Source organism: Natrinema altunense (genome assembly GCF_000731985.1).
Classification (GTDB): Archaea; Halobacteriota; Halobacteria; order Halobacteriales; family Natrialbaceae; genus Natrinema; species Natrinema altunense.
The window spans coordinates 15,428-36,856 of sequence record NZ_JNCS01000003.1 but is presented as its reverse complement, the minus strand read 5'-3'; the positions used below and the strand labels follow the sequence as shown (position 1 = coordinate 36,856).

Annotated in this window: 17 protein-coding genes and 2 tRNA genes; 15 read left to right on the top strand and 4 right to left on the bottom strand. The window is 64.8% G+C overall.

Annotated elements, in window-relative coordinates; translation table 11 throughout:
- The first annotated feature begins 18 nt into the window (after nt 1-18).
- The 3 genes from ALTAJ2_RS07070 to ALTAJ2_RS07060 all read left to right on the top strand — a co-directional run bounded on the left by ALTAJ2_RS07070 (nt 19) and on the right by ALTAJ2_RS07060 (nt 2,213).
- Nucleotides 19-1,014 carry a terpene synthase family protein gene (locus ALTAJ2_RS07070; RefSeq protein WP_007109314.1) on the top strand — a complete coding sequence of 332 codons (996 nt, stop codon included), beginning with the start codon at nt 19-21 and terminating at the stop codon, nt 1,012-1,014.
- A 105-nt stretch (nt 1,015-1,119) separates the two neighbouring features.
- A complete protein-coding gene (locus ALTAJ2_RS07065) occupies nt 1,120-1,386 on the top strand; it encodes a DUF5827 family protein (protein WP_007109315.1) in 267 nt (88 codons plus the stop codon).
- Nucleotides 1,383-2,213, top strand: a complete 831-nt coding sequence (locus ALTAJ2_RS07060) for a hypothetical protein (RefSeq protein WP_007109316.1) — start codon at nt 1,383-1,385, stop codon at nt 2,211-2,213. The genes ALTAJ2_RS07065 and ALTAJ2_RS07060 overlap by 4 nt, the downstream gene beginning before the upstream one ends.
- 52 nt (nt 2,214-2,265) lie before the next feature.
- Here ALTAJ2_RS07060 and ALTAJ2_RS07055 read toward each other — a convergent pair whose 3' ends face one another.
- On the bottom strand, nt 2,266-2,844 hold the full coding sequence (locus ALTAJ2_RS07055) for an MBL fold metallo-hydrolase (RefSeq protein ID WP_007109317.1): 579 nt from the start codon (nt 2,842-2,844) through the stop codon (nt 2,266-2,268).
- A 187-nt stretch (nt 2,845-3,031) separates the two neighbouring features.
- Here ALTAJ2_RS07055 and ALTAJ2_RS07050 point away from each other — a divergent pair, with 187 nt between their 5' ends.
- The 3 genes from ALTAJ2_RS07050 (at nt 3,032) to ALTAJ2_RS07040 (ending at nt 8,567) form a co-directional block, all read left to right on the top strand.
- Nucleotides 3,032-4,249, top strand: coding sequence for a helix-turn-helix transcriptional regulator (locus ALTAJ2_RS07050; RefSeq protein WP_007109318.1), 1,218 nt, complete (start codon nt 3,032-3,034; stop codon nt 4,247-4,249).
- 118 nt (nt 4,250-4,367) lie between these two features.
- Nucleotides 4,368-4,442, top strand: a tRNA-Glu gene (locus tag ALTAJ2_RS07045).
- 225 nt (nt 4,443-4,667) lie between these two features.
- Entirely contained in the window at nt 4,668-8,567 is a 3,900-nt protein-coding gene (locus ALTAJ2_RS07040; RefSeq protein WP_007109319.1) for a PAS domain S-box protein, read from the top strand.
- Between the two features lie 137 nt (nt 8,568-8,704).
- On the opposite strand, the gene ALTAJ2_RS07035 is transcribed toward ALTAJ2_RS07040, so the two are convergent.
- On the bottom strand, nt 8,705-9,310 hold the full coding sequence (locus tag ALTAJ2_RS07035) for a metal-dependent hydrolase (protein WP_007109320.1): 606 nt from the start codon (nt 9,308-9,310) through the stop codon (nt 8,705-8,707).
- A gap of 75 nt (nt 9,311-9,385) precedes the next feature.
- Here ALTAJ2_RS07035 and ALTAJ2_RS07030 point away from each other — a divergent pair, with 75 nt between their 5' ends.
- Both ALTAJ2_RS07030 and ALTAJ2_RS07025 read left to right on the top strand, forming a co-directional pair.
- Nucleotides 9,386-10,027, top strand: coding sequence for a hypothetical protein (locus tag ALTAJ2_RS07030; protein WP_239647711.1), 642 nt, complete (start codon nt 9,386-9,388; stop codon nt 10,025-10,027).
- 20 nt (nt 10,028-10,047) lie between these two features.
- Nucleotides 10,048-10,656 (top strand): hypothetical protein, encoded by a 609-nt coding sequence (locus tag ALTAJ2_RS07025; protein WP_007109322.1) that lies wholly within the window; start codon nt 10,048-10,050, stop codon nt 10,654-10,656.
- 45 nt (nt 10,657-10,701) lie between these two features.
- Here ALTAJ2_RS07025 and ALTAJ2_RS07020 read toward each other — a convergent pair whose 3' ends face one another.
- Nucleotides 10,702-11,613, bottom strand: coding sequence for a hypothetical protein (locus ALTAJ2_RS07020; protein WP_007109323.1), 912 nt, complete (start codon nt 11,611-11,613; stop codon nt 10,702-10,704).
- A 168-nt stretch (nt 11,614-11,781) separates the two neighbouring features.
- Here ALTAJ2_RS07020 and ALTAJ2_RS07015 point away from each other — a divergent pair, with 168 nt between their 5' ends.
- The 3 genes from ALTAJ2_RS07015 (at nt 11,782) to ALTAJ2_RS07005 (ending at nt 14,413) form a co-directional block, all read left to right on the top strand.
- Nucleotides 11,782-12,765, top strand: a complete 984-nt coding sequence (locus tag ALTAJ2_RS07015) for a hypothetical protein (RefSeq protein WP_007109324.1) — start codon at nt 11,782-11,784, stop codon at nt 12,763-12,765.
- Entirely contained in the window at nt 12,758-13,042 is a 285-nt protein-coding gene (locus ALTAJ2_RS07010; RefSeq protein ID WP_007109325.1) for a sulfurtransferase TusA family protein, read from the top strand. The genes ALTAJ2_RS07015 and ALTAJ2_RS07010 overlap by 8 nt, the downstream gene beginning before the upstream one ends.
- A 111-nt stretch (nt 13,043-13,153) precedes the next feature.
- A complete protein-coding gene (locus ALTAJ2_RS07005) occupies nt 13,154-14,413 on the top strand; it encodes a cytochrome D1 domain-containing protein (RefSeq protein WP_007109326.1) in 1,260 nt (419 codons plus the stop codon).
- Nucleotides 14,414-14,513: 100 nt separating this feature from the next.
- On the opposite strand, the gene ALTAJ2_RS07000 is transcribed toward ALTAJ2_RS07005, so the two are convergent.
- Entirely contained in the window at nt 14,514-14,966 is a 453-nt protein-coding gene (locus ALTAJ2_RS07000) for a MaoC family dehydratase (RefSeq protein WP_007109327.1), read from the bottom strand.
- Between the two features lie 206 nt (nt 14,967-15,172).
- Here ALTAJ2_RS07000 and ALTAJ2_RS06995 point away from each other — a divergent pair, with 206 nt between their 5' ends.
- The 4 genes from ALTAJ2_RS06995 (at nt 15,173) to ALTAJ2_RS06980 (ending at nt 21,395) form a co-directional block, all read left to right on the top strand.
- The gene (locus tag ALTAJ2_RS06995) at nt 15,173-16,102 is read left to right on the top strand and encodes an NAD-dependent epimerase/dehydratase family protein (protein ID WP_007109328.1); all 930 of its coding nucleotides are present in this window, start codon (nt 15,173-15,175) and stop codon (nt 16,100-16,102) included.
- 384 nt (nt 16,103-16,486) lie between these two features.
- The gene (gene ppc, locus ALTAJ2_RS06990) at nt 16,487-19,177 is read left to right on the top strand and encodes a phosphoenolpyruvate carboxylase (protein ID WP_007109329.1); all 2,691 of its coding nucleotides are present in this window, start codon (nt 16,487-16,489) and stop codon (nt 19,175-19,177) included.
- Between the two features lie 130 nt (nt 19,178-19,307).
- A tRNA-Ser gene (locus tag ALTAJ2_RS06985) sits at nt 19,308-19,392 on the top strand.
- 350 nt (nt 19,393-19,742) lie between these two features.
- On the top strand, nt 19,743-21,395 hold the full coding sequence (locus ALTAJ2_RS06980; protein ID WP_007109330.1) for a 4Fe-4S ferredoxin N-terminal domain-containing protein: 1,653 nt from the start codon (nt 19,743-19,745) through the stop codon (nt 21,393-21,395).
- The last annotated feature ends 34 nt before the right edge of the window (nt 21,396-21,429 follow it).

Here is a 21,429-nt window from a genome sequence, read left to right as displayed (position 1 = left end):
CGGCCCTAGCGATAAGTAATGAAAATAGATGCAAAACGCCCTCCGCTCGAGGTCGAGACGGACCCGTTCTCGGACGCACAGCGGCGGACGCTTTCGGAAACGGTGCGGCCGCTCGCCGACGCGTACGACGAACTGATCGCCGACCGGGACCGGTCGACGTGGCGGTGGCTCGACCGCGTCGAACCCGAATTCAGACTGTCGTGTGTGAGCGACGAGTACGGCCAGCGCGTTCGCGACGCGAAGGTACTGGCAACGATGTTCATCACCGTCATCGACGATGTCGCCGAGTGCCACGGCGACCGGACGACCCTCGAGGAGTTGCTGCTGGTCCCGTTCGATTCCCGGCCCGCCGATCCGGACCGAGCGGGCGTCAGCGGTGAGTACGTCCGGTTTCAGCAGGACCTCTGGGACGCGCTCTTAGAGCAGTACGCGGCTGGTCCGCGCGCGGCGGAGTTCGCGGACCTGTTCCGGTTCGACGTTCGACAGGCACTGCAGTCAGTCGATTACTCGGCGCTGTTGGCTCAGTACCCGGGCCTCGTCGGCGAACGCGAACTCCGCACGTACGACGTCTACAACATGATGCTCTTTCCGTTCGCCGATATCGATCTCGCCAACGCCCTCGCGTTCGAATCCCGGGAGCTATCGGCCGTTCGGGACGTCGTCGCTCACGGACAGCGGATGGCACGGATCGGCAACTGGATCGCAACCTGGGAACGGGAACTCGCCGAAGGCGATTACAGTTCGGGCGTCGTGGTTCGTGCGCTCGAGTCAGGAGTCGTTTCACGCGCGGACCTTCAAGCGATCCGGACAGCACCGACCGATACGACCGTCGATCCAATAGTCGATCGAATCCGTGAGTCCGGGATCGAAGCCGAGTTTATCGACCAGTGGTGTCGCGAGTACGAGTCGGCCACCGACTACTGCGGCGAGATCGACTCGCTTGACGTGCGAGCCTATCTCGAGGGGTTCGAGCCGATCTTCCGCTCACAGCTCGCGAGACGGCCGTCGGCCTGATCCGTTCCCGGCGGGACCGACCCGGCGTCCCGAAACCCGATGCGCGGACCGCAACCCGGACGCGGGATCGGTGCGGTCTTGTGGCCGGCCCGCGTACGGCCGGGCATGCCGGTTCCGAAGTCCGAATTCGAGCAGCTGCCGCCGTGTGACTTCTACACGCCCGCGGAGTTGCTCGAGGACGACCAGATGTACACCGTCTACGAGATCGCCCGCATGCTGCAGGGAGCCGATCCCGACGCCGAACTCGACCCCGAAACCGAGGCCGTCCTGCTCGACTGGGCGATTCCGTGGGTCATGACCAACGCCGACGACCTCGTGGTCGCCGAATCCCGGGACGAGGACGAGCCCGGCTACTACGGCCTGAAAGAATGATCCTCCTCGTGGTCGGTGCCGATCGCGTCGACGCCGGCAAGACCACGTTCTCGGCCGGCCTGCTCGAGCGAACCGGTGCGGTGGGGTATAAACCCCGTGCCGGCAACGACTTTTGGTTCGACCACGACGACTGCCGGCGAGCGCTCGCCGAGGGCCGACTCTACGGCAAGGACGCTGCGCGCCTCTCGGCGGCGGACGGCCGCGATCGGCCGCCGGAGCGACTCAACCCCGTCCACCGGCTGTGGCGGCCCGCCCCCGACGGCGGGACCGGTCTGCTCGGCCGAGCGGACAGGGAGTTCCTCGTCGACCGGATCGGTCGCGACGGCGACGATCCGCTGTTCGTCCGCAACGCGACCGCCGACCTGCCGGCGCAGGTCGCCGACGCGCTCCCGCTTGCGGACGCGATCCCCATCGAGAGCGTCGCCGAGTTCAACGACCTCGCCGAAGCGCGGTACGTCCCTGCGTTCGAGCGACTGGCTGCCGACATCGAGGCGACCGACGTCGCCGTCGTCGAATCCTACAGTGACATCGCGCGGCCGCTCGAGGCGCTTTCCCCCTCCTCGATCGCCGCCGTCGCGGCCGTCGAACCCGGCCGCGCGCGGATCTACCCGGGCGATCGCTACTGTCGCGCCTGCGAGATCGCCAGTTCGAGTCCCAGGGACGGAGCCATCGAAAAGCGCGTTCCGGACGTGCTCGACTATCTCGACCCGCTCGAGCGCGTGTCGCTCCCGGCACTCGGCAGCGATCGACGGGCCGATCCCGAACGGGTCGCACGCGCGTACGCCGACGCCTACGAGGCGTTGCTCGAGGCCGCCGGTCGGGGTTGAGGAGTCGGCAGTCTCGACCGCGACGAATCGGCGCGTGGCTCTGGACCCCAGCTTAGGACTGCCGTGCCATCCGGGCCGACAGTTCGACGTGCTCGTAGGGATCCGTCGTCACGCTCGGGCCGTGACCGGTGTGTAGTGCCGCGAGGTCGGGGTCGATTCGCTCGAGGACGCGGTCGATACTCTCGATCAGGGTCTCGCGATCGCCTTCCTCGAGATCGGTGCGGCCGAAGCTCCCGTTCTGGAAGACGAGATCGCCCGCGAACAGCACGCTCGCCGGCTCCGAGTAGAAACAGAGGTGGTCGTTCTTGTGTCCGGGGGTGTGGAGCGCGACGTACTCGTCGTCACCCAACCGGACCGTTTCCTCGTCCGCGATGGGGTGATCGACGCCTTCGATCGAGGTATCGTACCCCCACGCGTCGACGTCGAAGGCGTCTTTCACCGCGGCAAGGTTGCCGACGTGGTCGCGGTGCGTGTGCGTGAGGAGTACTGCCTCGAGGTCGTCGACGCGGGCGCGGACGGTGTCGACGATGTCGAAGTTCGCGCCCGCGTCGACGAGCACGGGTCGGTCCCCGCTCACCAGAAAGACGTTGCTGGTAAACGCCTGCACGCCCTGTGCGATATTCGAGATCACGTGACCCGGTACGCGGTCGTCGGGTTTGTGGGTATCGACACGGAGCGTCGATCGCCGGACGAGGACCGGTCACGTGGGAATGGGCCTCCGAGTGGCTAAGACGACCGTTATGGCGCAGTTTGGAAGTCAAACTATCCGATCCGTGTATTCACAAGGATTTTTAGCTGCGGCACGTAGTGGGAGACGAATGAATCGGCCGGTTTCCGTCGGACTCGTCGCTCTCGTCATCCTCACGTCCGTTGCCGGTGCCAGCGGATCGGTCGTACTGACGGCCGCCGGGATCGCTCCCCAGTCACCTACGGAGCCCGCTCCCGCGGACCCGGCCCCGTTCGTCTCACAGGAGCGAGACTGGGACGACACGACCTTCGAGATCACGGTGTACGAGAACGGCAGCGCGACGTGGACGTTCCGCCACGAACGGTTGTTCGCCAACGAGGAGAACGCGACCGAGGCCGAACGGAACTTCAGGGCGTTCGCCGAGTCGTTCGAGGCCAACGAGACCGGACGGTACGAGGCGTTTATCAATCAATCGCGTGAGCTGGCCGCGGCCGGCTCACAGAAGACCGGCCGGGAGATGGCCGCGACGGACTTCGATCGGTCCATCCGGGTCGACGAAGGACGGATCAATCCGCGCGGCGTCGTCGAAATGTCGTTCACGTGGACGAACTTCGCCGCCGTCGACGGCGAGACGATCGTCGTCGGCGATGTCTTTCGGGGTCTCTATCTGGCCCCCGATCAGTCGATCGAACTCGAGGCGGGCGGTGATCTCCGGTTCCGGTCCGTCAGCCCCGACCCCGACGGCCAGGACGACGGCGGTTCGCTCGAGACCGCGACCTCGGTCGAGTGGAGCGGCGAACAGCAGTTCGACGACGGCCGCCCGCGTGCGGAACTGACCAGTTCGACCGGCGGTGCCGTCGGGAGCGACGAACGGGGACCGGTCGGTACGATGAGCGGTGACCGCAGCTGGTATCTCGCCGGCCTCGTCGTCGTCGGCGTCGGCATCGCGGCCGCCGTCTGGTACCGGCGGTACGGGCCCGGAGCCGGCGATACCCCCGCCGACACTGCGATCGACCGCTCGACCGAGCGGACGCCGGAACCCGATGTCGCCGGCGACTCGAGTACGGGCGACGGGGCAACCGACTCGGCTGACGCCGGGACCGCCCTCTCCGAAGAAGAGCTCATGACCGACGAGGATCGCGTCGTCGCGCTCATTCGGGAGAACGGCGGCCGAATGAAGCAGGTCAACATCGTCGAAGAGACCGGCTGGTCGAAATCCAAGGTCAGCATGCTCCTCTCGGACATGGAAGACGAGGGAACGATCAGTAAACTCCGCGTCGGCCGTGAAAACATCATCAGCCTCGAGGGCTTCGAGCCCGAGGCGACGAAATCACCCTTCGAGGAGTAACGGCGACCGCCGGCGGTGGGTCGCCGGCACGTAATCGCGTGGGACCGTTCGACATCCCTGGATCGAAACGGAATGCTTAAACATCGTACTGCGCTACGATGGAGTGAAGACGAAGCCCGCTCCGATGGTGTAGTCCGGCCAATCATATTGCCCTCTCACGGCAATGACCTGGGTTCGAATCCCAGTCGGAGCATCCCCCCCCTTCTTTCGTCGATTTCGATCCGAAACAGCGTCGCCAGTTCGTCTCCCCGTGAGTGATGAGCCATTCGAACCCTCGTCGATCTCTACTGTCAACTTGAAAGCGGACAGCGTCTGGAAGCGATCTCCTAACGCTGTTTAGTGGGAATGCGAGATGCAGACGGTAACACTACGCATGGTGGAAACGTTTACCTCCGCATACCCGTTTCGACTAACCATTATGGCCCGTCTCGGAACCCCATCGGACGATCCGATTCGAGTACTTTACGTGAACTCCGATCCGGACTTCACCGAACTGGTTCGGACGAAACTGCACCGAACCGGGTTCGAGATCGACTATCTCTCCGCTTCGAGCATTGCTGCCGCACTGACGAAACTCTCCGCGGAACGGATCGATTGTGTCGTCACAGCCTACTCGCTCGCCGAGGCGAACGGCATCGATCTCACGAGGGCGATTCGACAACGGGATACCGACATCCCGATCATCCTCTTTACCGGCCAAGGGACCGAGACGATTGCCAGCGACTCGACTCGAGCAGGCGTTACGGACTACATTCCGATCCGCGCTGACCGTAACGACTTCGAGGTACTCGCGGGGCGAATCAAAACTCTCGCGGAAGCCGCCCGCGAACGACACGCGGCCGAGCGAGCAACCGAGCAACTCCAGCGAACGCTCGAGCGAACGACTGACGCGGTTTACGCTGTCGACGACGAGTGGCGAATCGAGTACATGAACGATACGATGGCCGATCGGATCGATCGTGATCCGGACGATGTCGTCGGTGGCGTTCTCTGGGACGAATTCCCCTCGATTACGGGAACCGATCTCGAGGAGGCATACCGAACGGCGATGGAAACCGGCCGTACGCGTTCGTTCGAGCACCACGTCGGAGAACCGTTCGACTACTGGGTGGAGATACGTGCCTTCCCCGACGAAGACGGTTTGACGGTGTTCTCCCGCGAGATTACCGACGAGCACGAGCGACGCCTGGCACTCGAACGGTACGAGACGATCGTCGAGCACAGCCACGACGCCGTTTTCGTCGTCAACGAGGACGGCGCAGTCCGGTATGCCAATTCGGCCGCCGCTAGAGTGGTCGGCGAATCACGGCCCACTCGACTCGAGGGAGCCCAACTCGAGTCGCTGTTCGGGGCGCGCCTGTCCGAAGCGGATGCAGAGCGTCTCTCCAATGCGGTGGAGCGAACGATTCGAGACGTCTCCGATGATAGCGATGGCACAGCGCTGTCCAACACCCAGAGACAGATCGATATAAGAACGACCACTGGAACGCGGACGCTCGACGTTCGGGTGACGCCTGTCCGAAACTCCGGCAGTCGAGAAGTCGCCATCGTCACATGGGAGTGTACGGATCAAAGCGAGGTCCACCGGCAATTACAACGGGAGCGGGATGCGCTTCGTGAGCTACGGACGGTCGTGGAGGCGGATACAGCGTCCGTGGACGAACGGCTTCAGGCGTTGGTCGAAGTCGGCTGCCGGGTTCTCGGGCTCGAGATCGGAATTGTGTCACGGATCGAGGGTTCGGACTATCGTGTCCGTGCAGTTCACGCCCCGGACACAGCGATCGACGTGGGGGATACTTACGACCTCGAGTCGACGTACTGTGCGGCGGTCGTCGACCGGAACGGAATGCAGTCGTTCGCCGACGCGAGTGCTGCGGGGAACGACACCCATCCGGCGTCCCGTGAGTGCGGCCTCGAATCGTATATCGGCGTCCCACTCGTCGTCGATGGCGACCGTTACGGGACCCTCAATTTCTCGAGTCCGACCGCTCGGGTGGCACCGTTCGGTACGACCGAGCGGACCGTCGTCGAACTGATCGCGGGACTCGTGAGTACGGCACTCACCCGAAGCCGGGAGCGAGCGGATCTCGAACGGCAACAGCTCTTATTCGACGAGTTACAGGACACGGCCGAGATCGGCATTTGGGAGTATGCGCCGGCGACCGGTGAGATACGCTGGTCCGACGGGGCGCGGCGTTTGCACGGTAGCAACGAGGACGGCGAGTCGGCGCTGTCCGAGATGATCGAATGCTATCATCCCGACGACAGAGACGCGATCAGGACGGTCATCGATCGAGCGATCGAAGACGGCGAGTCGTACGATCTCGATCTCCGTCTCGTACGGTCCGACGGTGACGCTCGCGATGTGCGTGTGTGGGTCAACTCCGCCGACAGCACCCAACACGACGGCCCCATTGTTCGTGGGGTAATTCAGGACGTGACCGAGCGCATGGGACATGAGTACCAGGCGCTCGCCGAGGAATACAACGCGCTTCTGAACACGTCCGGCGATGCGATATTCCTCCTCGATGTCGACGCGACCGGTGACGAGCCCGCGTTCCGCTTTACACAGCTCAGCCAGGGATACGAGACACAAACGGGTCTCACGACCGAGGAAGTGTACGGAAAGACGCCGCGGGAGGTGTTCGGTGACGAACGCGGTGCGACACTTACGGCGAACTACCGGCGCTGTGTCGAGCAGCGCGGGCCGATCTCGTACCGCGAAGAGTTGCCGATCGCCGAGGATGCGCGGGTTTGGGAGACGAGTCTCGCACCCGTTACCGTCAACGGCGACATCGTTCGACTCGTCGGAATCGCACGGAACGTCACCGACCAGGTCGACCGCGAGCGCGAACTCGAGGAAACGAACCAACGACTGGAATCACTCATTGAAGCCGCCCCACTCACCATCATGGAGATCGATCCCGACGGCCACGTCGTTCTCTGGAATAACGGGGCGGAAGAGATGTTCGGCTGGACACGAGACGAGGTCATCGGCGAATTCAATCCGGTGGTACCGGACGACCGGCAGGCCGAGTTCGCAACCCATCGAGAGCGGGCACTAAACGGCGACCGGATACGCGGAAAAGAGGTCCAACGGGAGACGAAAGACGGCGAACGGTTGGACCTGCTGCTGTCGGTCGTTCCGCTGACGGACCAGAACGGCGAGGTGACGAGCGTGCTTGCCGTCCTTGAGGACATCACGGCTCAGAAACAGTTAGAGACCCATCTCCGCTCCCTCCAGGAGACGGCACAACAGCTCAGCCGGGCGGACTCGATCGAAGAGATCGGTTCAATCGCCGTCGACGCGGCTGCCGAGATACTCGGACTCGAGATCACGGGGATCTGGAAATACGACGAGCGGGGAGACGCGCTCGTTCCGGTAACTGAAACGGCTGTGGCAACGGCACTGTTCGGCGAGTCACCAAGATTCACTGCTGGGGACAGTCTCGCGTGGAACGTCTTCGAGTCAGGGGAACTGCAGGTGTACGACGATGTCCAGACTCGCAACGATTTGCACAACCCGGAAACCGAAATCAGAAGCGAAATCCTGATCCCACTGGGTAATTACGGCCTTATGTCGACAGGGTCCCGTTCGACACGGGCCTTTTCGGACACGGACGTGGACCTGTTCCGGATCCTCGGTGCGACCGTCGAAGCGGCCCTCTCGCGGGCTAATCGGGAAGCGATGCTTCATCGACAGAACGAACGGCTCGACCAATTCGCGAGCGTCGTGGCTCACGACCTGCGGAATCCGCTTACGGTCGCAATGGGATTCCTCGAGATCGCCGAAGAGACCGGCGACCCGGATCATTTCGAACAGGTAGAGTCGGCACACGAGCGGATGAAGGGACTCATTGCGGATCTACTCACCCTCGCACAAGGGGAGACGACCGTCGAGGAGACGACGCAAGTCGCTCTCGAGCGCGTTGCGCGAGAAGCGTGGGGGTATGTCGACACCGACGAGGCGACGCTGACGATCGGTGACGAGGTGCCGACGGTAGCTGGCGACGAGGGGCGCTTGATACAGCTATTCGAGAACCTCTTCCGGAACGCGGTGGAACACGGCGGAACCGACGTGACGGTTACCGTCGGTCGCCTGGCCGAAAGGGATGGGTTCTACGTGGCGGACGACGGTCAAGGGATTCCACCGGCGATGCGGGACGACGTGTTCGAACACGGCGTCACGTCGCAAGAAAACGGAACCGGATTAGGGCTCTCGATCGTCGCGGACATCGCGAAAGCACACGGCTGGACGGGGTCCGTGACGGGCGGCACTGAGGGCGGCGCGCGGTTCGAATTCGAAACCCGCGACTAGAGAGTCGATGAGAGAACTCCGCTCCGCACTGACCGTCCTGGTCACGAGTACGGGTTCGCATCGGTCGCCGATTGCGTAGCGAACCGATCGCCGGGCCCGCCTTATCGATCACCCGACTCGCCGGCCGCGTCGCGGCGTCAGTCGTGTTTGTATCGGCTCGGCACGTACTCCGCGACCGGTTCGGGGACGGAGCCGAATACGACCGGTGCGATAGTCGCCAGCTGTCGCCGAAGAAGGCCGTACACCCCGCCGACCAACACGCCGAGACCGACGAGCCACCGGAACGGCCCCTCGAGAACGATCCAGAGCGGGGCACCGACGGCCAGCGAAAGGACCACGTCCTCCGGTGCGCCGTCGTAGCGAATCCAGCGTTTCGGTGCCCGCCAGCGGTCCCTGACGTGGTCGTACACCGCCCGATCGGAGGTCCCTTCCCACGGCCGGAGCTCGAGGCCGCCACCGTACCGGTCCATGCGAGAGTGGAGGGCGGCACCGGCAAACAGGAAGGCGGCGGCGACGAGCCACGGGGTCGCGACGAGGAGTGCCGCGATCACGACCGGGACGGCAGCGACGACGTACAGCGTGGGATAGTGGAGCGTCCGGCGGTGCCCCGCGTAGAGGTCCAAGTCAGGCAGTACGCTGCCGAGGAACCCGCCGACGAGCGCCGCCGGTGCGAGTTCCGGGGCGAAGACGACGAGCGGCGCTGCGATAGCCAGTCCCAGCAGCGCGTGTGTCGGGAGCATCATGTATCAGTTCGAAGGGGAGTCAGCGAGATAAGCCCACCGGCGGGTTTATGGACCGATAGTGTGTCGCCCCTGCACATGCCGAGGAACGGCAGCGATGCTCCCCCGGACCCGACTGTGGACGCGGCGAAGGACGCGTTCGAACGACTGTTTCGAAGCGGTCGGATAAACGCCTTCCTCGCGTGGCTGGTGGTCGGGGTCCTCGCGATGGTGTTCGTCGAAAGCGCGCTCGATTTCGACCGCCAGTGGCTCGTCTTCGTCGCCGGCGTCGGCACGGTCGTTTTGATTCCACCCGTCGCCGCCGGCGAGTGGCGCGTCATGTTGCCCTGGGAACTCCTCGTCCTTGCGACGTTGCCCATCCTCGTTCGGGGACTGTTCGGCGGCAGCGTCGGCACGTTCGCGGCCTATCTCGCGGTTGCGGGGCTGGCGTTGCTCATCACGGTCGAACTCCACATGTTCACGTCGCTGCAGGTAACCCACTGGTTCGCTATCACGTTCGTCGTGTTGACGACGTTGGCGTCGGTCGCGGCGTGGACCATGCTGCGGTGGAACCTGGATCGCGTGTTCGGTACGTCCTATCTCTCGACGAACGAGGCGTTAATGACCGAGTGGCTCTCGGTCACCGTCGCCGGACTGGCCGCCGGCGTGCTGTTCGACGCGTACTTCAGACGGCGGGATCGACAACTCCGTCGCGCGCTCAGACGGGTGGTGCGTCGATGAGTCGTCTCCCGCGACCCTCGATGCGAACTCAGCGACGGCTCACCCGAGTGTTGCAACTCGTTCTCGTCGGGCTCGTCGCCTACGGCGTCCTCGCTGGCCAGCCGAAAGCGGTCTTCAACGGCGGCATCGGGCTCCTGATCACGTTCCTGCCGGCGTTGCTGGAACGCAACTACGATCTGCCGCTTGATCCGTGGCTCGCCCTGTGGGTTACGTCCGCCGTGTTCCTCCATACGCTCGGGTCGGCGGGCCTGTACGGCCGTATCGGCTGGTGGGACCATCTCACACACGCGCTGTCGGCGTCGCTGATCGCCGGCATCGGCTATACGACCGCTCGAGCAATCGATCTCCACGTCGAAGACATCCACGTCCCGCGTCGGATCGCGTTCGTCTACATCTTCGTGGTCGTGATGGCCTTCGGCGTCGGCTGGGAACTGTTCGAGTTCGCGCTCGACCTCGTCGCCGCGGAAACCGGGCTCACGATGCCGCTGGCCCAGCACGGTCTCGACGATACGGTCCGCGATCTCATGTTCAACACGCTCGGCGCGCTTCTCGTCGCGATGTTCGGACAGGCTCACCTGACCGGCGTCGCCGAGACGGTCAGAGAACGACTGCTCTCGGCTGACCTCTGATCGCCGGCCGGCGCCCTCTCGAGACGGTAGCCGCTCGCCGACCGGTTACTGGCCGGCGTCCCGATCGACCGAGAGTCCGACGTGTCCCGTCGGAAACTGGCAGAGACGGGGCACGGACCCGGGGCGGGCGTGGGGGTCGAACGCGGTGGTGGCGATCGCCTGCCAGAGGACGCGTTCGGGATAGGGGCGTGCCGACAAGTCGAGCGAAAGCGACTCCGCGAGCGCCTCGTGGTCGAGTTCGCCGTTCGTCGTCGGCACGGGAAGGGGGTTCGGCACGGTCTCGAGGTTCATCCCGAAAGACGGGAACAGCCGATAGTCGGCTCCGGGGGCCGGGTGGTGTAGTTCCCGCTCGCCGGGGACTCGCACGACGAGTTCGGGCGTAGTCGTCGTCGGTCCGTTGCCACCGTCGGCCCGTTCGACCGTCCGCTCGGCGAGCGAAATCCGGCGTCGCGTTCCCGCTCGAACGGCGTATTCGGTCCCCTCGGCGAGCAGCCGAAGGCGCGATTCAGTTAGCTCGAGGACGCGAACGGTCGGAGCGGCGTATGACCCGAGGAGTGCGGTCGTCGACTCGCCGGCGACCGTCGCGTCGACCGTGACTGCCGTCGCGGTCTCCCGCGAGGACACGAGGTCGAACGCGTTCGATTCGCTCGTCGGGACGACCCCGAGCGTCGCGGGCGTCGCACAGATCCCCGTCCAGGTCGCCGGCGACCCGATGTCACCGGCTTCGTCCCGCAGCGCCGAACGCCAGTAAAAGATCCGATGCGCGTCGCCGGACGCGTACGGCACGGCGTCCGGGAAGAACGACTCGCCGTAGCCGGTCGGCTCGAGATCGGGGTGCTCGAGTTTGAGTTCGGCGTAGGGGAGACGGGCGATGATCGGCGCGGGGAACTCGCCGTGCGGTAACCGTTCCCACTGGACTGTCGTCGGTCGGTCCGCCGCCGTCGGTGTCTCGCTCATCGGCCGGTGGATAATACTTGCGCGTACACGTCCCAAACGCTGTCTCCGGAGATGTTCGGGATATTCGCACCGACCGCTCTTTCGTAGTCGCCGTGAACCGGGATGCGAATATGTCCGTGACCGAACTTAGCGTCGGTGAGCCACGAGGGTCGGGTAGGTGACTGCTCGATGTCCGATCCACCGGCGACGATGCGGACGACCGCCGCGACAGATCTCTTCGATAAGTACGTGCTGCCGAAGGTCGCGCTCGTCGTGATCCTGGCGGGCTCGCTGGCCGGGACGTGGGTGAGCGGACGGCTCGGGGGTCAGTCGGCGGCCGTTACGCTCGCCAAGTGGCTTTACTTCGTCGCACTGGGTGTCCTCACCGGCGGCCTCGTCTGGAAACACTGCTTCGTTCGGCCACGGGACCTCGGGATGGGTGCCGGCGACTACTGTGCGGAGATGTACGCGCGCTTCGACCAAATCGCGACCGGATCCGTCACCGTCCTCGCGGTGACCGGGCCGGTCGTTCTCGCGGCGTACGCCTCGAGGCTCGAAAGTGGCCCGCTCGTCGTCGGTCTCGGCGTTTTGCTCGCGGCGTGGCTCGGCACCCTCGTCGTGACGACGCGAGGGTCCGGCCCCGTCGACGAACAGTTCCGGCGGCCGGCCGGCCTCTTCGCGCTGGCGCTGGCGCTTGCGGTCGTGGCGGGAACGGGACTCGCGGAGGTGAGCCTCCGCGAGTTCGGCCCGATCGCGGCGGCCGTCCGAACGATCCACCTCCTCGCGTTCGGCGCGTGGATCGGCGGGGCCGTCTGGAACATCTTCGTCGCCGTCCCGACGGGCCAGCAGCGACCGACGGCCGCCGTCGCGCGAGCCGCCGGCGAGCAACTCGAGCGGTTCCGCTGGGCGGTGCGGTTCATCATCCCGCTGTTGTTCCTGACGGGACTCGTTCAGGCCGTCACGGTCTTCGGCGTTCGGCTCGAGACCTACGTCGCCGCGCCGATCGGGATCGCCGTCCTCGCCAAGGTCGGTATCATCGGACTGCTGGCCGTCATCTTCAAACTCTGTCCGATGTGGCGGGCCTGCTCGCCCATCGACGGCGTCTGTGATCTCGAGGGGGTCGGGGAGGACGAGCCGCCCGCCGCGCCAACGGAGGGGAACGCCGATGACTGAGGGAGAGATCCCCGAAACGGCACCCGATGTCGACCCCGATATGACGGTCGACAACCGCGGCACGGGCTGTGCGAGCGGGATCGCTCGCGTCCAGCGCGCGCTCGAGGACGTAGCGGCCGGCGCGATACTGCGCGTCCGGAGCACGGATCGGCGGGCGAAAACCGAGTACGCGCAGTTGGCGGCCCAGACTGACCACGAACTGCTCGCGATCGAAACGGATCGGAACGGACTGCTTCGAAAGGAGTACACGACGTACCTCGAAATCGGCGGGAAATAGATCGGTGACCGGCTCGATCTCGCCGGCCGATTCCGCGGTCCTGTAGTGACTGCCCGAACGTATTCGCGACCGTGTATTTTCGAACGAAGCGAAAACGGTACGCAGAGACCGATGAGCGATCAACTCGCCGCCAGTACGGTCAGACCGCCGTCGTTTCGCGAGATGGGACTCGAGGAAATCGCCGACTCCCGCGAGACGCGGTACGAGGAGCGGACGCTGTCGGACGCGCCCCGACACGGCGTCACGGATCTGCGGGACCTCCTGGTCGTCGCGGAGCGACGGCCCGGGTCGGTTTCGCTGGTCGATACCACCCGCCACGAGCTGGTCGGCCGCGTCGACGGCGTGGGCCGAGCGCCCCACTCGGTCGTCTTCCACCGGCAGCTGCCCGCGAACGGTCGCGAGGGCGCGTACGCGTACGTCCAGTCGCGGCAGGGGTGGGTGAGCAAGCTCGACCTCTTCGGCGGCGAACTGGTCGGGCGGATCCGTGCCGGCACGTCGGGGCGGGCGATCGCGATCTCGGCGGATTCGGCGTACCTCATCGCGGGCTACTACAATCCCAATCACGCCGTCATCCTCGATGCGGACACGCTCGAACCGCTGCATCGAATTTCGGCCCACGCGGTCGATCCCGACGGACAGTCGATCGCCTCGCGGATCTGTACCGTCCGTGACGTGCCGGGACAACGCTGTTTTCTGCTCGTATTGAAGGATGCGGGGACGGTCTGGTTCGTCGATTACGACGACCCCGGGTTCCCGATCATCGACGAGATCGATGTCGGTCGGGTCCTCCACGACGGCGTGTTTTCACCGGACGACCGCTACTTCTATCTCGCCTCGCAGGCCGAGGACTGCCTCTACGTTCTCGACGTTCGGCAGCGGGAGGTCGTCGGCCGAGTCCCGACCGCCGGACCACCCCACCCCAGTCCCGGCGCGCTCGACGAACGACGTGGGCTCGGGATTACGGGCACGGTGATGACCGACGCCGTAACGGCGTGGGACCTCGAGAGCGGGGCGCCGATCGCCGACGTTCCGATTCCGGGCCACGGCATGTTCTGTACGGCACATCCCGACAGCGAGTACGTCTGGGGCGATGTCATCTTCGACGATACCGACAGGGACAACGACGGGTTCATCTATCAGATCGATCCCGACGAACTCGTCGTCTCGACGGTCATCGACACGACCGAGTGGGCTGACGGGCGGTCGCTTCACCCGGGGTTCACCCGAGACGGGAACCACATCTACGTGAGTTGCTGGGACGCGGGCACGCTACTCGTCTTCGATAGCTCGACGGGGGCGTTTACCGCCGCAATCGACGGCGTGGAAACGCCGACCGGGACCTTTCTCGGCGATCGGGCGACCGATCCGTGACCGGGAGACGTGGGTGTCACTCGCGTCGATGTCGGTGAACGGATCGCGCTCCTCGTCGAACCGGGTCTCGGCTTCGAGCCGCGACACGCGCCAGGGCAGTTCACTCTTCGGGCGGGTTCCGACGCGCGATCATGCCGAGCCCGATCCACGAGATGACGACGTCGCCGTCCTGGGTGATCCCCTCGAGAAGACTGTCGACGTAGCCGCGTTCGGGATCGCTTTCGGAGACGCGCTTGTCGATCACTTCGCTGCGGATCGAGAGCGTATCGCCCGGTCTGACTGGCCGTTTCCACCGGAGTTCGTCGACGCCGCGGGCACCCATGCTGGCCCGGTTGTAGAGCGGCCCGTCGACGAGCAGACGCATGCACATGGCGGCAGTATGCCAGCCCGAGGCAACCAGTTCGCCGAACGCGGAGTCTTCGGCGGCCGCCTCGTCGGTGTGGAACGGCTGCGGGTCGTACTGCTCCGCGAACTCGATGATTTCCGCTTTCGTGACGTGATATTCGCCGAATTCGTGGGTTTCCCCGACGTCAATATCTTCGTAGTAGCGCATGCCCGTGACGTGTGGTATGAGATAGCAAGAGTCTGTGGGACGAGGCAGTCTGGGCGGCGGGAACGGATCGGCCGTGGGTCTCCGGAGACGCCCGAGAACCCGTCGGCGTCCGGTCGGGACCGGGTTCGGTCGTGGCCGCGATGGACCCATGTACCGGACCTTCGGTGTTTCCCAACACCTATTGCCCATCGAATGACTTCTCCGGTATGGACCTCGAGGCACAATCCGTCCTCGTCACCGGAGGCGCGGGATTTATCGGATCGAATCTGGCAAACCACCTCGCCGAGGACAACGACGTGACCGTCGTCGACGACTGTTATTTGGGGACGCCCGAGAACCTGTCCGACGACATCGATTTCGTCGATGCGAGCGTGCTGGACGACGACCTGCCGACGGCCGTCGACGTGGTGTTCCACCTGGCGGCGCTGTCTTCCTACGCGATGCACGAGGAGGACCCGACGACCGGTGCCAGGGTGAACGTCGAGGGCTTCGTCAACGTGGTCGAGCAGGCTCGACAGGACGGCTGTGAGACGGTCGTCTACGCCTCGACGTCGTCGATCTACGGCAGCCGAACCGAGCCGTCGCCGGAGGACATGGACGTACACGTGAACACGGGATACGAGGCCTCGAAACTGGCCCGGGAACGCTACGGCGAGTACTTCTCGAATCATTACGACATGTCGATGGCCGGGCTGCGCTTTTTCTCGGTCTATCAGGGGTACGGCGGTGCCGAGGAACACAAGGGCGAGTACGCCAACGTGATCGCGCAGTTCGCCGACGACATCGCCGCCGGCGAGTCGCCCGTTCTCTACGGCGACGGCACCCAGACGCGGGACTTCACGCACGTCTCCGACATCGTCCGAGGACTCGAGCGGGCCGCGGCGAACCGACTCGACGGCGTCTATAACCTCGGAACGGGGGAGGCGTACGACTTCAACACGGTCGTCGAGATGATAAACGACGAACTCGGAACCGACGTCCAACCCGAGTACGTCGAGAACCCGATTCCCGAGTCGGTCTACGTCCACGACACCTGTGCCGACGCCTCGAAGATCCGCGAAGCAGTGGGCTGGGAACCCCGGATCGACTTCGAGGAGGGAATCCGGCGGGTCTGTGCACAGTATACGGACGAGTGACGAGCCACCGCGCTGTCCGGTTGCCCGGACGTTCGACCGGGACCGTTCGGGTTCGCCGTTGGCGATCCGACACGACCGACTTCCGTCCGAGCGCTTGGCCGGTGAGATAATCCGGCGACGCTGACTAGCCGCCGTTCGAAATTGAATACCGGTACCGTTCGCGTGGCCCGACCGAACTCCGCGGTCTGAAGAAATAATTTATATTCGTAGTAAACATCTGCGATCTAGTTCCGGGACCGATAGCGACCGAGGCGACGACCGGACGGATAGTGACGGCCGCCCGCAAACAAAGTCTCGCCACCAGTAACTATCACGGAAAACGATGTATGAGCGGGGTCCTACTCCTGCTAGGGGTTTTTACCACGTCACGCACATCCACACGATATGCGACTCCACAACAGGGACGTCCGACAAGACGTTCGCGAACTCGGTGCGTTGCTCGGAACCGTCCTCGAGGAGCAGACGTCCCGTAGGTCGTTCGAGACCGTCGAATCCAGTCGACAGGCCGCGATCGAGTACCGATCGGGGGACCGCGAGTCACGAGACCCCCTCGTCACGGAACTGGAGGGGCTCTCGCCGCATCAACAGCGGATCGTCGCTCGCGCGTTCACGACCTATTTCGAACTGATCAACCTCGCCGAGGAGCGCGAACGGGTTCGTACGATCCGTACTGAGTCCCACGAGGGAACCCTCGACGACAGCCTCGAGACCGCGGCCGAGGAACTCGGCGATGCCGACGTCGAGACCGTCCAGCGAGTGCTGGACGACGTCCTGATCGAACCGACGTTCACCGCCCACCCGACCGAGGCTCGTCGGAAGACCGTCAAATCCAAACTCAGGGAGATTTCGACGTCTCTCGAGACCTTGGACGAGCGACTGCTGACCGACAAGGAGGAGCGCCAACTCTGGCGGGACATCGACGCGGAGGTCACGAGCCTCTGGCAGACGCCGCAGGTCCGCAATCGCCAGCCCGAACCCGAAGACGAGGCGCGCAACGTCCAGTGGTACCTCGAGAACACGCTGTTCGAGGTCGTTGGCGAGGTCTACGATGAACTCGACGACGCGATCGACGCGGAGATCCCCGGCGACATCGAGATCCCGAAGCTCTTCGAGTTCCGCTCGTGGGCGGGCAGCGACCGCGACGGCAACCCCTACGTAACCCCCGACGTGACCGCCAACACCCTCGAGCGCCAGCGCTCGGTCATCTTAGAGCAGTACCGAACCCAGCTCAAGCGCCTCTCCGGGGTGCTGAGTCAGGACGGGAGCCGGATCGACGCCGGCTCCGAGTTCCAGGCCTCCCTCGAGCGTGATCGGGACCGGCTCCCCGGTAGCGCTCGCACGGCCGAAGAGCGCTACCCGGGCGAGCCCTACCGACAGAAGCTCAAACTCATGCGGGAGCGACTCAGCCGCGTGGGCGACGTCCGCCCGGGCGGTTACGACGACGTCGACGACCTCCTCGTGGATCTCGAGGTCATCGCGACGAGCCTGCGCAACAACGGGGCCGAGAGCGTCGTCGACGCCCATGTCGACCCCATCCGCCGGCAGGTCGCCACGTTCGGCTTCTCGCTTGCCAGTCTCGATCTGCGCGAGCATCAGGCGAAACACACCGACGCCATCGCGGACGCCCTCGAGGCCGAAGGGATCGACTACCACGGCCTGTCGGAGGACGAGCGCGTCGAGTTCCTGACCGACGCCGTGTTACAGGACGAACTGGTGATCGATCTGGGCGACACCGACGAACTCTCGGACGACTCGGCGCGGGTCCTCCGGCTGTTCGACAGCCTCGCGGACTGGCAGACCGAGTACGGCGTCAACGCCATCGATACCTACTGCATCTCGATGACCGAGGAACCGAGCCACGTCCTCGAAGTGCTGTTCCTGGCCGATCAGGCCGGCGTCGTCTCGCTTCCCGAACACGCCGGAATCGACATCGTCCCGCTTCTAGAGACCGAGTACGCCCTCTCGGGGGCGCGGCGGATCATGGGGTCGCTGTTCGAGAACGAGGCCTACGCGCAGGCGCTCGAGGCCCGCGGCCGGACCCAGGAGATCATGCTCGGCTACTCGGACTCGAACAAGGAAAACGGCTTCCTCGCAGCCAACTGGTCGTTGTACAAAAACCAGCGCCGGCTGGGCGAGATCTGCGACGACCACGACGTGACGATGCGGCTGTTCCACGGCCGTGGCGGCTCGATCTCGCGGGGCGGCGGCCCGATGAACGAGGCGCTGCTCGCCCTGCCGAACTCGACGGTCACGGGGCAGGTCAAGTTCACCGAGCAGGGCGAAGCGATCGCCGAGAAGTACGCCAACCCCCGTATCGCCGAGCGCAACATCGAACAGATGCTCAACGCTCAGCTCCGGGCGCGCAAACAGGCGATCGACCAGCCCGAGGAGGAGGTCCACGAGGAGTGGGTCGACGCCATGGAGACCATGGCCGACGCCGCCCGCCGGGAGTATCGTGACCTCCTCGAGAGCGACGGGTTCGTCCAGTACTTCGAACAGGCGACTCCCATTACGGTCATCGAAGACCTCGATCTGGGGTCGCGGCCGGCCTCCAGATCGGGCGAGCGCACCGTCGAGGACCTGCGGGCGATCCCGTGGGTGTTCTCCTGGACCCAATCGCGGTGTATCCTGCCGGGCTGGTACGCCATCGCGACCGGCGTCGAGGCCTACCTCGAGGACGGTGGCTCGATGGACACCCTCCAGGAGATGTACGACGAGTGGCCGTTCTTCCAGACGACGCTGGACAACGCCGCTCTCTCGCTGTCGCGAACCGAACTCGAGATCGCCGAACGGTACGCCGAGATGGCGACCGACGACCTTCGCGATCGGTTCTTCCCCCGGGTTGCCGGCGAGTACGAGCGAACGACCGATCTGATCACCGAGATCGGCCAGCGCGATACCCTCCATACCCGCGACTGGCTCGGCGAAAACCTGGAGCGGCGGAACCCCTACGTCGACCCGCTGAACATGCTGCAGGTCTACCTGCTCAACCGCACCCATCGGACCGACATCGAGGAGCGAACCCTGCGGCTGACGGTCAAGGGAATCGCAGCCGGCATGAAGAACACGGGATGATCGACTCGCCGCGACGGGGCGAGCGTCGCGACTCGAGCGGCTCGAATCCCGGTTCGATCGTGAGCGAATCGATGACAGGGGGACCGGAAATCGAAACCGGTAAAAAGGTCACCCGGGTACGTGAGAGTGAGCCGAGATAGCCTAGCCCGGCCAAGGCGGTAGATTCGAAATCTACTGTCCTCACGGACTCGGGAGTTCAAATCTCCCTCTCGGCGCTTTTCCACCACCAAACCGATGAGCGGTGCGTGCGGCACGCATCGAGTGCCGGTGGTGCAGTCCGACACAGGTCTCTCTCGAGAGGGGCACGTCGCAACGGGCCGCCAACGCGCGGTGCTGTCCCCGCGGCGGCCGAGCCTCGATTTCACGGACGCTCGATCGCGTAGCGCGGAGCATTCAGTACTGTCCGTTCCTCCCCCGATCCGGCGAGCCAGCGAGACCATCGAGACGGCGTCCGGGACCCCATCACTCGCAAGCAGGGTCTCTATGCGAATACTTCCAATTGTGTGGTGACAGGAGCCACAATGATTGCCACTCCGGAGACAGCAACTCGAACGCGGTGGGGACGATGAGCGCCGACGACGAACCGCCGGACGAGGAAGTGTTTCATCCCCTCGGCGAGTCGTGGCAGGACGATCTCGAGGACCTGCTCGAGGAGACGGAGTACGATGCGGAACTCGGGATGGAGATGGGACGGGACGCCATGCGGGTCACGAACGGGGACCTCTCGGAGGCGGAGTTCTACGACCGGTATCACGACGACGTGATGGCGGAGTTCGGCGAGGACGAACGACCGGTCGCCAGTCCGGACGATGAGGACGGCGAGGACGGTGGGATCGGGTCGACGCTCGTGGGCCTCGCCAGTGGCGACGAGTCCCGTCGGGAGATGCTCAAAAAGGCGGGGGCGGGGATGGGGTTCGCGAGCCTCGGTTGGGGCGCGGTCGACCAGCAAGCGCCGGCCCGGTCCGTCGAGGAAACGGCGGGGGAAGTCGAGGGCGCGGACGAGGGGACGCAGTGGGGCATGACGATCGACCTCGAGCACTGCGACGGGTGTCTGGCCTGCGTGACCGCCTGTAATCAGGAACACAACTGGGACGAGGGCGCGAACTGGATGTACGTGCTCGCCTACGAAGACGGCGAGGTCGAGTCCCCGGATCCCGGTACCGTCGATGTCGAGCCCGGCGAGTGTTCGGACAATCCGGTCGTCCAGGAGTTCAATTACCTCGTCCGACCCTGTCAGCACTGTACCGACGCACCGTGCGAAAAGGTGTGTCCGACGACGGCTCGCCACACGCGCGACGAAGGCGGGCTGGTGTTGACCGACTACGAGGTCTGTATCGGCTGTCGCTACTGTCAGGTGGCCTGTCCCTACGGTGTCAACTACTTCCAGTGGGACGATCCCGACGTCGACCGGTCGGAACTCGACTCGGAGGGAATCTACGATAAGCGCGGCCGGCCGGTCAGTCGTCGCGCTCCCCGCGGCGTCATGTCGAAGTGCGTCTTCGATCCGGCTCGTCAGGACGGCAATGCCGGCGAGGAACTGATCGGCACGAGCGCCTGTGAGCAGGCCTGTCCGCCGAACGTCATTCAGTTCGGGGACAAGAACAATCCCGCGAGTGACCCGCAGCGATACGAGGAGAACCCGGCCCGAGCGCGAACGATCATCAACCTGTTCACGGAGTTGCCGTCGCCGAATTCGATCGAATCGTCGCTTGCGGGGGTCGATCCGACTCTCGACGCCATTGTCGAGGCCGTCGACGGTCTTACCACAGAGACGATCGCCCTCGCGAAGGGGATCGAGATGACCCAAGAGGAGTACGAGGAGGAAGCGCCGCCGGGCGATACCCTGCCCGAGAAGGAGCAGACGGTGATAGACGTCGTGAGCGCGATCGAAGCGACCGGACTCGACCTCGAGAGCGACGATGCGCTCACGCAACTCGGGCTGACGGTCGAGGGGTTCGAGGGACCGAGCCAGGACATCGAGGTGACCAGTCGAGAGGACGTCGCCGATACGCTCTTCGGGGACTACGTCGACGCACCGGAATCGCAGTTCGAACTCCTGGCGGACATCGGAACGAACCCGAACGTCACCTACCTCGGACACCAACCCGGACCCGAAGCCCATCAGGTCCCCGGGCCGGTCTCGTACGCGGACGTCGGGATGCTCGACACGCGACAGGAGGCCCTCGACGAGCAGACCGTCGACCTCGATTTCTCGTGAGGCGCCACCGGTGCCACGGGATCCCGATGCCGGT

Bases quoted from the DNA above. Each gene is read 5' to 3' on its own strand.
- ALTAJ2_RS07070 (WP_007109314.1), top strand. From the start codon at position 19: ATGAAAATAGATGCAAAACGCCCTCCGCTCGAGGTCGAGACGGACCCG.
- ALTAJ2_RS07065 (WP_007109315.1), top strand. From the start codon at position 1,120: ATGCCGGTTCCGAAGTCCGAATTCGAGCAGCTGCCGCCGTGTGACTTC.
- ALTAJ2_RS07060 (WP_007109316.1), top strand. From the start codon at position 1,383: ATGATCCTCCTCGTGGTCGGTGCCGATCGCGTCGACGCCGGCAAGACC.
- ALTAJ2_RS07050 (WP_007109318.1), top strand. From the start codon at position 3,032: ATGAATCGGCCGGTTTCCGTCGGACTCGTCGCTCTCGTCATCCTCACG.
- ALTAJ2_RS07040 (WP_007109319.1), top strand. From the start codon at position 4,668: ATGGCCCGTCTCGGAACCCCATCGGACGATCCGATTCGAGTACTTTAC.
- ALTAJ2_RS07035 (WP_007109320.1), bottom strand. From the start codon at position 9,310: ATGATGCTCCCGACACACGCGCTGCTGGGACTGGCTATCGCAGCGCCG.
- ALTAJ2_RS07030 (WP_239647711.1), top strand. From the start codon at position 9,386: ATGCCGAGGAACGGCAGCGATGCTCCCCCGGACCCGACTGTGGACGCG.
- ALTAJ2_RS07025 (WP_007109322.1), top strand. From the start codon at position 10,048: ATGCGAACTCAGCGACGGCTCACCCGAGTGTTGCAACTCGTTCTCGTC.
- ALTAJ2_RS07020 (WP_007109323.1), bottom strand. From the start codon at position 11,613: ATGAGCGAGACACCGACGGCGGCGGACCGACCGACGACAGTCCAGTGG.
- ALTAJ2_RS07015 (WP_007109324.1), top strand. From the start codon at position 11,782: ATGTCCGATCCACCGGCGACGATGCGGACGACCGCCGCGACAGATCTC.
- ALTAJ2_RS07010 (WP_007109325.1), top strand. From the start codon at position 12,758: ATGACTGAGGGAGAGATCCCCGAAACGGCACCCGATGTCGACCCCGAT.
- ALTAJ2_RS07005 (WP_007109326.1), top strand. From the start codon at position 13,154: ATGAGCGATCAACTCGCCGCCAGTACGGTCAGACCGCCGTCGTTTCGC.
- ALTAJ2_RS07000 (WP_007109327.1), bottom strand. From the start codon at position 14,966: ATGCGCTACTACGAAGATATTGACGTCGGGGAAACCCACGAATTCGGC.
- ALTAJ2_RS06995 (WP_007109328.1), top strand. From the start codon at position 15,173: ATGGACCTCGAGGCACAATCCGTCCTCGTCACCGGAGGCGCGGGATTT.
- ppc (WP_007109329.1), top strand. From the start codon at position 16,487: ATGCGACTCCACAACAGGGACGTCCGACAAGACGTTCGCGAACTCGGT.
- ALTAJ2_RS06980 (WP_007109330.1), top strand. From the start codon at position 19,743: ATGAGCGCCGACGACGAACCGCCGGACGAGGAAGTGTTTCATCCCCTC.